The organism is Erythrobacter sp. SN6-5 (assembly GCF_057364945.1).
The window spans coordinates 2784360-2796658 of the sequence record NZ_CP200282.1 but is presented as its reverse complement, the minus strand read 5'-3'; the positions used below and the strand labels follow the sequence as shown (position 1 = coordinate 2796658).

The window sequence follows — 12299 nt, the reverse complement described above, 5'->3', positions numbered from 1 at the left end:
GCAATGTGATACGCGAGCCGTATCTCAAGCATTCCAGCAATGTAAGAAAATGGCTCCCCGAGTTGGATTCGAACCAACGACCAAGTGATTAACAGTCACCTACTCTACCGCTGAGCTATCGGGGAGCAGCCCGATAGGCAAAGAGGCCCTATATGGGCGCGTGCTCGGCAATGCAAGAGAGATTGATGGTGTTTTTGTGATTTTACCTCGGGCACATTCGAGGTGGATATGCTCAATGTCTTTGGCTTGGTGGCGGAGGACGGCGGCGAAGCCGCCGCAAGGCCAAGCGGCCGCCCGCAGGGCCGTAAGGCCTGAGGAAATCGCACACCCGGATGGGTGTGCGGAACCTACAACGCAAACTGCTCCGCGACGATGCGTTCATCCAGCGAGTGGCCCGGATCAAACAGCAAGGTCAGCTCGGTCTCGCGTTCAATCCTAAGCGTGACATCGGCAATATCCCGCAGCTCGCGCTGGTCCGCCACGGCGGATACGGGGCGCTTTTGCGGCTCCAGAATGCGGAACTTCACTGGCAGATGGTCAGGCAGGATCGCTCCATTCCAGCGGCGCGGGCGAAACGGGCTGATCGGGGTGAGAGCGAGCAGCTCGCTGCCCAGCGGTAGGATCGGGCCATTGGCCGAGAGGTTGTAAGCAGTCGAACCCGCAGGCGTGGACAGCAGCACACCGTCACACACCAGCTCTTTAATCCGCACCCGGCCGTTGACCGAAACCTCAATCTTGGCGGTTTGGCGCATTTCACGCAGCAGCGAGACCTCATTGATGGCAAGGAAGGTGTGCTCGCTGCCATCCTGCGTCACCGCATCCATACGCAGCGGCGCGATCTTGAACGGCCGCGCGCGCTCCACCCGGCGCATCACATTGCCGCCGTCGCGATACTTGTTCATCATGAACCCGACCGTGCCCAGGTTCATGCCATAGGCTGGGATCACTCGGCCCGCATCCAGCATGGCGTGCAAAGTTTGCAGCATAAAGCCATCGCCGCCCAATACGATTGCCACATCGGCGCTTTCCAACGGCACCCAATCGTGCTCATCTTTCAAAGTGGAATAGGCCGCCTGAGCGCGCTCTGTCTCTGAGGCAAGCAATGCAACGCGCTCAAACTCGTGTCTTTTTGGCAAGCTTTCCATCCTTAATTTCGCGCTCGTAACCGAGGCTATCCACAGCGGCGCGCTAGTCACTTGTCCTGATGTTCCAAATCTGGGCGGATTGCAATTGGCATGGGCGCGACGCTCAGTTTAAGGTAGGCGGCGAAAATGGATTCAAAGCGGCCTTCTTTGCGCGGTGCGCCCTCAATTTCTGGGCGCGGTGCCCTGCCTGGGGTAAAGCCTGGTATGCTGGAGGCGGACTTGCTGCGCGCGCTGGATCGGCGCGAGATTGAGGTGCTGTTTCAGCCGCAATTTGCTTGCTCTGATGGGGCCGTTGTCGGGGCTGAGGCGCTGGCGCGGTGGCGGCATCCAACTTTGGGCGAAATTGGTGCCCGCGATTTGTTCGCGATTGCAGAGCGTGCTGCTTTGGTTGCGCCGTTATCTCGCCATGTGGTGGCGCGGGCGCTGGAGGATGCGAGCGAGTGGCCAACGAACCTGCATCTTTCGCTCAATATCACGCCGGAGGAATTGGGCGATCCGCGCTTTGCCGCTGACTTTGCGGAGCTGATTGGGCGCAGTGCAATTGCGCCATCACGGCTTGTGCTGGAGATTACAGAGGACGTGCTGCTGCGCAATTTGCAGCAAGCGGCAGAGGCGCTTAGCGCTTTGCGCACCCTCGGTTTTAAGACCGCGCTTGATGATTTTGGCGCGGGCTTTTGCAACTTTCGCTATTTGAAAGAGCTGCCGCTGGACGCGCTAAAGCTCGATAAGGTGATGGTTGAGGGCATTCCTGGCGATGCCAAGGATCTGGCCGTGTTCCGCGCGATTGTCGGGCTGGGCAGGGCTCTTGGCCTTGCCGTGGTCGCCGAGGGGATCGAAAGCGAGATCCAGCGCGCGACCGTGATCAGCGAAGGCTGCAATTACTGGCAGGGTTTCCTGCGCGCACAGCCAATGAAGAGCGATGAGATGCTTGGAATTGCACGAGCGGCGCGGCGGTAGAAACTCGCCGTTTGGTGTAAGCTGACTTAGTACTCTAAGAAAAAACGCTGGAGATGGGCTTTCTGTATCGGAGCAGCGCTTGGGTACTTGTCAGGATACTGATCGATTTTTCCTGACCAAGTCAGGTGAACCCAAAACATGTTTTGGATGTCATCCTTATCAGCAACAATCACGTCATCATTTGCGCTGCACTTTGCAATTGCGACCAAGTTTTCAATCCAAGGGTAAAGCATGTGCTGTGGGCTGACCTCTTTCCTCAATTCTTGAGTGATGCCGTCGGACAACTCGCCATCAACATATAACCAAGGAGAACCGTCGGGGATTGGGTCCAGTTCCGGAATCATATCGTTTTCCTTTCCAGAGTTTCACATCACATTGTCGCACAGAGCTAAGCCGCTTTGCTTTTAGCCTTCCGCACAACCCCGCTCAAACCCTTCGTAAGTTGGAACAGGCCGTTGAGGCGGCTGCGCGGGTCGGCCCAGGCGCGGTTGATCACCAGCTTCATATCGGGCCGCAATTTGGCGGTGCCAGCCAAGCGGTCGACATAGGCAAGCAGCCCTGCGGGATCGGGGAAATTGTCCTCATGGAAGGTCACCAGAGTGCCGCGCGCGCCGACATCGATCTTGGCGATATTGGCCTCGATTGCTTGGTGTTTGATCTCGATCAGGCGGACCAAGTTTTTGGTCGGATCGGGTAGGTCGCCAAAGCGGTCGATCATTTCTGCTGCCATGCTTTCAATCTCAGCCTTGTCGGCCGCTTGGTTGAGGCGGCGATAGAGCGCCATACGCACGGCCAGATCGGGGACGTAGTCCTCTGGGATCATAATCGGGGCATCGACGGTGATCTGCGGTGAAAGTGCGCTGCGTTCGCTGGTCAGACCCGCTTCGCCAGCCTTCGCCGCGAGGATCGCGTCTTCCAGCATGCTCTGGTACAGCTCAAAGCCGACCTCGCGAATATGGCCGGACTGCTCATCGCCCAGCAGATTGCCAGCGCCGCGAATGTCGAGATCATGGCTGGCCAGTTGGAAGCCCGCGCCAAGCGAGGTCGAGATCGCTCAAGACCTTAAGCCGTTTCTCTGCAATTTCAGAGAGCTGCACGTCTTTCGCATAGGTTAGGTACGCGTAGGCGCGCAGTTTCGACCTGCCCACGCGTCCGCGCAATTGGTACAGTTGAGCAAGGCCAAATCGGTCAGCGCGGTGGATGATGATGGTGTTCGCGCTGGGCAGGTCGAGCCCGGATTCGACGATGGTGGTGGACAGCAATACCTCATATTTGCCCTCGTAAAAGGCGCTCATGCGTTCTTCGATTTCGCCCGCGCTCATCTGGCCGTGCGCGGAGACAGATTTCACCTCTGGCACATGCTCGGCCAGCCATTCCTCGACATCGGCCATGTCGGAAATGCGGGGCACGACGATAAAGCTTTGCCCGCCGCGGTGATGCTCGCGCAGCAAGGCCTCGCGCATCACCATATCGTCCCACTCCATCACATAGGTTCGCACCGCAAGGCGGTCGACAGGAGGGGTCTGAATGGTGGAGAGTTCGCGCAGGCCCGCCATCGCCATTTGCAGGGTGCGCGGGATCGGTGTGGCGGTGAGGGTGAGCATGTGCACGTCGGAGCGAAGCTGTTTCAGCTTCTCCTTGTGGGTGACGCCAAAGCGCTGTTCCTCATCGACGATCACAAGCCCCAAGTTCTTGAAATTGGTCGATTTGGACAGGATCGCATGAGTTCCGATAACAATGTCGATATTGCCGCTGGCTAGGCCATCGCGGGTCTCTGACATCTCTTTTGACGAAACGAGGCGCGAGAGGCGACCAACATTCAGCGGGAAGCCGGCAAAGCGCTCTGTAAAGTTCTGATAGTGCTGGCGGGCGAGCAGGGTGGTGGGTGCGACCACGGCAACTTGCTGTCCGTTCATGGCAGCAACAAATGCCGCGCGCAGGGCAACCTCGGTCTTGCCGAAGCCAACGTCGCCGCAAACCAAGCGGTCCATCGGACGCCCGCTTTCCAGATCGCGCAGTACATCGGCGATGGCCGCATCCTGATCGTCGGTTTCTTCCCAAGGGAAGCGGTCAACGAACTGGTTGTAGCTGGCCTCGTCTGCGGCCAGCGAAGGCGCTTTCTTAAGCGCGCGTTCGGCGGCCACTTTCATCAGCTCGCCAGCGATCTCGCGAATGCGCTCTTTTAGATTTGAGCGGCGCCGCTGCCAGGCTTCCCCGCCGAGCTTGTCAAGCATGACGGCATCTTCGGACGATCCATAGCGCGACAGCACATCAATGTTTTCAACCGGGATGAACAGCTTGTCACCACCGCGATATTCCAGCGCGACGCAATCGTGCTGGCTCTTGCCCACGGGGACAGGGTCGAGGCCGAGATATTTGCCGATCCCATGCTCGACATGGACTACCAGATCGCCTCGGCCCAGCGCCTGTAGTTCGGCGAGGAAGGCATCGGAATCCTTACGCTTCTTCTTGCGCCGGACCAGCCGATCACCCAGCACGTCTTGCTCGGTGAGGACCTCCATTTGCTCGTTGGAGAAACCGGTGTCGAGCGGCAGGACCATCGCCACAACGCCGCCTTTGACTGATGCGCCCAGCGCCTCTTGCCAGCTGTCGGCGACCTGCGTTTTGACGCCCGCTTCGGATAGGATTGAGGTGATGCGAGAGCGGCTGCCGGTGGAATAGGCCGCAAACAATGCGCGCTTGCCGGACTTGGCCAGCGCAGCAAAGTGCTTTGCGCCCTCTTCATAGACATTGTCGCCGCGGGCACGCTCTGGTGCGAAATCGCGCGCGGAGCTGAAACCGAAGTCGATGTTTGTATCGCTGTCCGGTGCGGCAAATATCTGGCTGCGATGCGCCGGGGCGCTGGCGACGGCTGCGTCGAATTCTTCGCTGGATAGGTAGAGCGCTTCGGCCTCCAGCGGACGGTAACTGCCCGCGGCTTCGCCAGCCGTGCGGGTGCGCTGTTTGCAGTAGTCTGCAATGTCGGAAAGCCGCTCTGACGCCGCGCCAATCGCGCCATTGTCGATCACCACCAAATCGTTTTCCGCAAAGTGATCGAATAGAGTAGTCAGCCGCTCCTCAAAGAGCGGGAGCCAATGCTCCATCCCGGCAAGGCGTCGGCCATCGCTGACCGCTTCATACAGCGGGTCTTGCGTGGCGGCCGCGCCGAACATCTCGCGATAGCGGCTGCGGAAACGCGCAATGCTGTCTTCATCGATCAACGCCTCTGAGGCGGGCAGCAGCAGGTGAGAACCCAGCGTGCCGGTCGAACGCTGAGTACTAGGATCGAACAGACGCAGGCTCTCCAGCTCTTCGCCGAAGAAATCGAGCCGCAGACCTTGATCCAGCGAGGATGGGAAGATGTCGACAATCGATCCGCGCACGGCAAATTCGCCGTGGTCGATCACAGTGTCTGTGCGTGAATAGCCCTGGCGTGTCAGCAGCGCGGCGAGGCTTTCATGCCCAATCGTTGTGCCTTGCTTAAACTCGCGCACGCTCTCGCGAATACGAAACGGGGTCAGCACGCGTTGAAGCACGGCATTGACTGTGGTGATCAACAATTGCGAGCCAGAGGCCGGATTTTGCAGCGCGTGGAGCGCGGCCAGCCGCTTTGCACTGACCGATAGAGCCGGGCTGGCGCGGTCATAGGGCAGGCAATCCCACGCCGGAAACTCGATCACTTCCACTTCGGGCGCGAAGAACTTCGCCGCATCGCTGGCAGAGCGCATCGCCGCATCATCCGGCGCGATGAACACCGCGCGCTGCCGCGCCGCGCGCGCCAGATCGGCCAGCACCAAGGGCAGGCTGCCCCGCACCAGCGAGGATAGAGTGAGCGGTGCATCCGCCGCTAATATGCGCGAGAGATCAGGCATGGTGTCGGGTCAAATCTTGGCAGCTAGGAATGTTCCGAACCGCACTCAACGGCTCATATCGACATAGTCGAGGCGCTGCATCAGCTCGATCAGCGGCCCCTGGAAACGCGGCGGCGTTGGCTGAGACTTCAGCGCCCAGGCCATCACATCGACATCGTCCTCTGCCAGCAGGTCTTCAAACCATGCCATCTCCGTCTCACCCCAGCTTTCGTGGTAACGATCAAAGAAACCGCCGATCATATAGTCGGCCTCACGCGTGCCGCGGTGCCAACTGCGAAATTTTGCGCGGGCTAGGCGTTCTTGGAAATCTGGTTTTTCGGTCATGCCCGGCGCAGTAGTTGTAGTGCGCGGCATCTTCAACTCGTCATTGCGAGTGAAACGAAGCAATCCAGCTTCTTAGGCCCCCAATTGTTGAAAAAATGGGCGATGGATTGCCGCGTCGCCTTTGGCTCCTCGCAATGGCGAAACAGTAATGGTAGCGCTGCGGCATGCGCCCCGAGGTTCTCAATCCCCTGTTTGTCGAAGCGACCGCGCTGGAAGGTGTCGGCCCCAAGCTGATGAAGCCGCTGGAGAAGCTCGGCCTAAGCCGCGTGCGCGATCTGGCCTATCACCTGCCAGAACGGTTTGTGACGCGCCGTACGGTTGAGGACCTCGATGCGGTTGGTGAGGGCGAGCAAGTCATCATTCCCCTGACCCCGACAGAGCACCGCGCCCCTCGCAATCCCGGGCGCGGTCCGTACCGCGTGCTGGCGGCGGATGATGCGGGCAATATCTGCGCGCTCACCTATTTTGGACGCGCGGCCTACACCGCGAAGAAGCTGCTGCCGGTCGGGGAGAAGCGCTGGATCGCGGGCCGAGTGGATCGCTATGGCGATATGCTGCAGATTGTTCATCCCGATCATGTTGAGAAAGACGCCTCGGCGCATCTCACGCGCCTTAATGAGCCGGTTTATCCTTTGTCTGAAGGGCTGACGCAGCCACGCATGGCTGGGCTGACGGCGCAGGCCTTGGAGCGCTTGCCAGAGCTGGCCGAATGGATCGAGCCGAGCCAATTTGAACGCGAAGGCTGGCCGTCATGGCGCGATGCCTTGGTGCTGGCGCATAAGGATGTGAATGCAAGTGCGCGAGACCGGCTTGCCTATGACGAGCTGCTGGCAAACTCGCTGGCGCTGCTGCTTGTGCGGGCCGATGGCAGACGGCGCAAAGGCCAGCCTTTGGCGGGCGACGGAACGCTGCGGGCGAAGCTCGATCTGCCGTTCGCGCTGACTGGCGCGCAGACGCGATCGATTGGTGAGATTGAAGGCGATTTAGCACAAGAGGCACCGATGCTGCGCCTGCTTCAGGGCGATGTCGGCGCGGGTAAGACTGTGGTCGCATTGGAGGCGATGCTGATCGCGAATGAAGCAGGTAAGCAAGCGGCTTTGCTTGCTCCGACCGAAATTCTCGCACGTCAGCATTATGAGACTTTGCGCACGATGGCCCGGCCAACCGGGGCCGAGGTCGCGCTGCTCACGGGACGTGCCAAGGGCAAGGAGCGCGAGGGCATCCTGATGGGATTGCTGGACAGCTCGATTGATATTCTGGTCGGCACTCATGCGATCTTTCAGGACACGGTGGGGTATAAAGATCTCGGCCTGGTCGTGATTGATGAGCAGCACCGCTTTGGCGTGGCCCAGCGTCTGCAATTGGCCGCCAAGGGCAAGCGCGCGCCGCATACGCTTGCGATGACCGCAACGCCGATCCCGCGCACGCTCACCCTCGCGCAATATGGTGAGATGGATGTGAGCCGCCTCGATGAACTGCCGCCGGGCAGGCAGGCGATTGATACGCGCGTGGTCGCGCAGGACCGGATGGATGACGTTGTTGCCGGGGTGGCGCGGCATATTGCGACCGGGCAACAGGCCTATTGGGTTTGCCCAATGGTGCGCGATAGCGAAGTGGCCGATATCGCCGCGGCGGAGGCACGTTATGCGGCGCTGAAAGAGCGCTTTGGCGATGACGTCGTGATGGTCCACGGGCAGCTCAAGCCAGAGGAAAAAGACGCCAATATGGAGGCCTTTGCCAGTGGCCGAGCAAAACTGCTGGTCGCCACCACCGTGATTGAAGTTGGCGTTGATGTACCCAGCTCCACCCTAATGGTGATCGAGCAGGCAGAACGCTTTGGTCTGGCGCAATTGCACCAGCTGCGCGGGCGCGTCGGGCGCGGCGCGGACAAATCCGTGTGCCTGCTGCTGCGCGGAAATGAAATGTCAGAGACGGGGCGCAAGCGGCTGGCTCTGATGCGCGAGACGCAGGACGGATTTCGCATTGCCGAGGAAGACCTAGAGCTGCGCGGCGGCGGCGAGCTGCTTGGTACGCGGCAATCAGGCGATGCCGCCTTTCGCATCGCCAATCTGGAGCAGGTTCAGCGCCTGCTGCCTGCCGCCCATGCAGATGCGCGGCTGTTGATCGAAGGGTCAGACAAAGACGGCGGCTGGCAATCCAGCAAACGCGGCGAGGCGTCGCGCCAATTGCTTTATCTGATGGAGCGCGATTGGGGCGTGCAGCTGCTGCGCGGAGGCTAAGCGGAAATGCGCTCCGCGATCGCATGGGCGGCGGCGTTTACATCCTCCCATGTGAACTCAAAATGCTCTTCGCCGTCGTAGTAAGGATCGGCAATTGCTGCGCCTTCGCGGCCTGGCACTGCGTCCATCAGCAGTGAAACCTGCGCGCTCGCGCCAGCGGGCCTCACGGCCTCGATATTGCGCAAATTCTGGTGATCCATCGCAAAGATATGGGTGAAGCGGGTGAAGTCCTCTGCCGCCAATTGCCGTCCGCGTAGCCCGGAAATATCGATGCCATGGGCCGCTGCGGTCTCAATTGAGCGAGGGTCTGGCGGCGAACCCACGTGATAGGCTCCGGTGCCGCAGCTATCGATTTCCAGGTCCAGTCCTGCCCTTTCCGCCGCAGCGCGCATTGCGCCTTCGGCCAAGGGAGAGCGGCAGATATTGCCGAGGCAGACGAACAGAAGTGCGGGTTTTTGCATGGCTAAGTCTTACTGGACCATGGCTCGTCCAAGCAATATGGAATGCGCAAACAGGAGAGATTTTCATGCGTTCCATGATCGCCGCTTTCGCGCTTGCTGCAACCTCGCTGACCGCGCCTGCTTACGCGGGGCCGAAAGAGGATTATGAAGCGCTGCGTGAGGAAGTGTGGCAGGCGGTGCTGGACAGCGATCCTCAGCTTGCGACGAGTGTTGGCGATCGGCGCGGCGATGGCAAGCTGGGCGATCTCTCTCTTGCAGAATATGACCGTGCGAATATCGAGGCGGAGGGTTTTCTCGCCCGGCTGTATCAGATCAATGCGGATGAATTGCCGCAGGACTTGCAGATCGATTACGCGGTTCTGCGGCGCAGCATTCAGGACCAGCTGACCGGCGCTCAGTTTGATCACAATCGCTATCAGATATTCACCAATCGCGGCGGCTGGTTCTCTGGCTTTGCCTCGCTGCCCAACCGTTCGCCGCTTTTCACGTTGGCTGATTATGAAAGCTACATTGGCCGGTTGGAAGGCTATGCTCAGGTCAACGCTGACGGGATCGCCCGCAGCCGCGAGGCCATTGCGCGCGGGCTGACCCATGCCTGTGAGCCGATGCGGGGATTGGAAGATCGCATCGCTCGCCAAATCGTGGATGACCGGGAACAATCGCCCTTCTGGAAGCCATTTGCAGGCGACAAACCAGCCGCGATTTCAGATGCAGACTGGGAGAACCTAAAGGACCAGGCGAGTGTCGCATTGGAAGAGGCGGTCTTCCCATCCTATCGTGATTTCCTGACATTCTATACTAAGGAATACGCGCCCAATTGTCGCACGGGCGCACCCGGCGTGCTCGCCACACCGGGCGGCAAAGAATATTACGATTACCGCGTCAAAAGCTTCACTACGACCGATATGACTGCGGACGAGGTACACAATCTCGGCCTGTCAGAGGTGGCGCGGATCCGCGCCGAAATGGTCGAGGTCGCGAAGCAAGCGGGCTTTGATACGCGTGAGGCCTTCGTTGAGCACCTGCGCACCGATCCGCAATATTACATGACTGATGCGGACGAGTATCTCGCCTACACTCAGGCGCTGGCAAAGCACATCGATGGCTTTATGCCGAAGCTGTTCGGCCGCTTGCCGCGCAATCCCTACACAGTCTCGCCGATCCCGGCAGCCCAAGCGCCGGGCAACACGACGGCCTATTACGAACCGGGATCATTGAAGACGGGGCAAGCGGGTATCTACCGCCTCAACACCACGGAGCTGGACCAGCGGCCCTTGTGGGAGCTGCCCGCGCTGGGCGTGCATGAGGCGGTGCCGGGGCATCACCATCAAATCTCTTTACAGCAGGAACTGGACATTCACCCCCTGCGAGCGAACGGCACCTATTTCACGGCCTTTGTGGAGGGTTGGGGCCTCTATTCAGAGCGGCTCGGGATAGAGATGGGCCTGTATGATACGCCCGCGAAAGAAATGGGGCGGTTGTCTTATGAGATGTGGCGCGCGGCCCGTCTGGTGGTCGACACCGGCATCCATTCCAAGGGATGGAGCAAGCAGCAAGCGGTGGATTACATGCTGGATAACACCGCTCTCTCGTACAGCCAATATCGATGCCGAGGTCAATCGCTACATAACCTGGCCGGGACAGGCGCTGGCTTACAAAGTCGGCGAGCTGAAGATCAGAGAGCTGCGCGCCGAGGCAGAGGAATCGCTAAGTTCTGACTTTGATTTACGTGCGTTCCATGACGCGGTGCTGGAAAACGGCTCGGTACCACTTGATGTGCTGGAGGCGCATATCGATCGGTGGATGGCTAAACAAGAACAGGTCTTTCTTGATCCGATCAACGCGTCGGGAGGAGTGGCAAACGATTAAGCCGCCCGTGCCGGCAGTGGATCCGTGTTCGCCAGCACTTCTTCCACGATCTGCCGGATATTCACCTTCGCCTTCAGGCGTGCGCCGAGCAACGCGGTGCCGCTAACCTTGCGCTGAACGAATAGGGTTTCGATCGGCGGCAATATCCATGTCTCGCGGTCTTCTGCGATGGCGTAGCCCTCTTCGCGCAGCAGCGGCACGAACGCACGGTCACCAAAATCAAACGGGGCATCTTGCGTCATTTCATCGACAATTATGTCGACCATCTTTTCTACGCGATCACGGTGTTTCTCGATCACTATGGGGGACATAAAACCCGCCGCGAGCGCCTCATCCAATATTGCGGTTTTATCAGCGGCAAGCCCGGCAGTGAGCAAGCGGCGATAGGCATTGCCGACATCGGGATCGACAGCGCGGCACGCGCCAAAGTCGAGCAGCACGATTTCGCCGGTTTCCTTGCGATAGCGGAAATTTGCGAAATTCGGGTCGGTTTGCATTACGCCGAATTCAAACAGCTCACGCGCGACAAGGCGCATCAGGCGGCTCGTCACTTCATCGCGGCGTTCATCCGTTTCGTTCTCCAGCTCTTCGATGGAGCTGCCCTCTTCAAAGCTCATGGCGAGAATGCGGTCGCGCGTCAGTTCCTTGTGCAAGCGCGGGACAACAAAACCCTCAGCGCCGGACAGCCGTTCTCGGTACATCTCCATCTGCGCGCCTTCGCGGTGGTAATCTGCCTCCTCGTGCAGCTGCTTCTTGGCTTCTGTCAGCAGAGCGTCGATCTCCAGCTCTGGCGGGGCAAAGCCGGATACGCGCAGCAATGTCATCACATTATCGACATCGCTATCGATGCTGTCGGCGATACCGGGATATTGCACCTTGATTGCGAGCTCCTGACCATCGCGGGTCAGCGCCTTGTGCACCTGCCCAATGCTCGCGGCGGCGATAGGGCGCGGGTTGAACCAACGAAACTGTTTGCGCCAGTCCGGCCCCCATTCCTGTTTCAGCACGCTATCGAGCTGCTTTGCGGGCATGAAATTTGCCTGATCGCGCAAGGTTGCGAGGATCTTTGCCAGTTCAGGCGGCAGGAAGTCACCCGAATCCATACTTATCATCTGGCCCATTTTCATCGCCGCACCGCGCAGGTGGGAAAGGCGGTCGGTCATGCGCTGGACATTGCCCGGCGTCAGCAGCAGGTCGCGCGCCGATAAGCTGTCGCCGCTTACCAGACGCCTTGCGCCCTCCGCTGCCATTCCGCCCGCGACACTGCTGACCAAGCGGCCAAAGGTGCCGAATCGAGCGAGCCTGCTAGAGGGAACCGCGCGCTGGCGCGCTCTGTCTTCCCGGCTTTCAGTGGGTTGGCTGCTGTCGTCGAAATTGTCGTCACTGCTCAATGTCTATCCGATCAAATTGCGCGTGAATTTCTACGCGGTT

The 12299-nt window shown here is 59.6% G+C and carries 9 protein-coding genes, 1 tRNA gene and 1 pseudogene; 4 read left to right on the top strand and 7 right to left on the bottom strand.

Annotation, left to right across the window (positions count from 1 at the left end; translation table 11 throughout):
* Window positions 1-50: 50 nt before the first annotated feature.
* Both AC0V6Z_RS14015 and AC0V6Z_RS14010 read right to left on the bottom strand, forming a co-directional pair.
* Window positions 51-125 (bottom strand) — tRNA-Asn (locus AC0V6Z_RS14015).
* Between the two features lie 222 nt (window positions 126-347).
* Window positions 348-1145: an NAD kinase gene (locus AC0V6Z_RS14010; RefSeq protein WP_472639044.1), complete on the bottom strand. Its 798-nt coding sequence runs from the start codon at window positions 1143-1145 to the stop codon at window positions 348-350.
* A gap of 126 nt (window positions 1146-1271) precedes the next feature.
* Between AC0V6Z_RS14010 and AC0V6Z_RS14005 the strand changes: the two genes are divergently transcribed.
* Window positions 1272-2102 carry an EAL domain-containing protein gene (locus AC0V6Z_RS14005; RefSeq protein WP_472639043.1) on the top strand — a complete coding sequence of 277 codons (831 nt, stop codon included), beginning with the start codon at window positions 1272-1274 and terminating at the stop codon, window positions 2100-2102.
* Window positions 2103-2128: 26 nt separating this feature from the next.
* Here the strand turns inward: AC0V6Z_RS14005 and AC0V6Z_RS14000 are convergent, their stop codons facing one another.
* The 3 genes and pseudogenes from AC0V6Z_RS14000 to AC0V6Z_RS13990 all read right to left on the bottom strand — a co-directional run bounded on the left by AC0V6Z_RS14000 (window position 2129) and on the right by AC0V6Z_RS13990 (window position 6298).
* The gene (locus tag AC0V6Z_RS14000) at window positions 2129-2446 is read right to left on the bottom strand and encodes a hypothetical protein (protein ID WP_472639042.1); all 318 of its coding nucleotides are present in this window, start codon (window positions 2444-2446) and stop codon (window positions 2129-2131) included.
* Window positions 2447-2490: 44 nt separating this feature from the next.
* Window positions 2491-5974 (bottom strand): annotated as a pseudogene (gene mfd / locus AC0V6Z_RS13995) (transcription-repair coupling factor).
* A gap of 45 nt (window positions 5975-6019) precedes the next feature.
* The gene (locus tag AC0V6Z_RS13990; protein ID WP_472640924.1) at window positions 6020-6298 is read right to left on the bottom strand and encodes an FAD assembly factor SdhE; all 279 of its coding nucleotides are present in this window, start codon (window positions 6296-6298) and stop codon (window positions 6020-6022) included.
* A gap of 164 nt (window positions 6299-6462) precedes the next feature.
* On the opposite strand from AC0V6Z_RS13990, the gene recG reads away from it, so the two are divergent.
* Window positions 6463-8538, top strand: coding sequence for an ATP-dependent DNA helicase RecG (recG, locus tag AC0V6Z_RS13985; RefSeq protein ID WP_472639041.1), 2076 nt, complete (start codon window positions 6463-6465; stop codon window positions 8536-8538).
* On the opposite strand, the gene AC0V6Z_RS13980 is transcribed toward recG, so the two are convergent.
* Complete coding sequence (locus AC0V6Z_RS13980; RefSeq protein WP_472639040.1) at window positions 8535-8999, bottom strand: low molecular weight protein-tyrosine-phosphatase; 465 nt, start codon at window positions 8997-8999, stop codon at window positions 8535-8537. The two genes, recG and AC0V6Z_RS13980, sit on opposite strands and share 4 nt — an antisense overlap.
* 65 nt (window positions 9000-9064) lie before the next feature.
* Between AC0V6Z_RS13980 and AC0V6Z_RS13975 the strand changes: the two genes are divergently transcribed.
* On the top strand, window positions 9065-10717 hold the full coding sequence (locus tag AC0V6Z_RS13975; protein WP_472639039.1) for a DUF885 domain-containing protein: 1653 nt from the start codon (window positions 9065-9067) through the stop codon (window positions 10715-10717).
* Window positions 10602-10868, top strand: coding sequence for a DUF885 family protein (locus AC0V6Z_RS13970; RefSeq protein ID WP_472640923.1), 267 nt, complete (start codon window positions 10602-10604; stop codon window positions 10866-10868). Before AC0V6Z_RS13975 ends, AC0V6Z_RS13970 begins: the two co-directional genes overlap by 116 nt.
* Here the strand turns inward: AC0V6Z_RS13970 and AC0V6Z_RS13965 are convergent.
* Window positions 10865-12259 (bottom strand): ABC1 kinase family protein, encoded by a 1395-nt coding sequence (locus AC0V6Z_RS13965; RefSeq protein WP_472639038.1) that lies wholly within the window; start codon window positions 12257-12259, stop codon window positions 10865-10867. The two genes, AC0V6Z_RS13970 and AC0V6Z_RS13965, sit on opposite strands and share 4 nt — an antisense overlap.
* Window positions 12260-12299 lie beyond the last annotated feature (40 nt).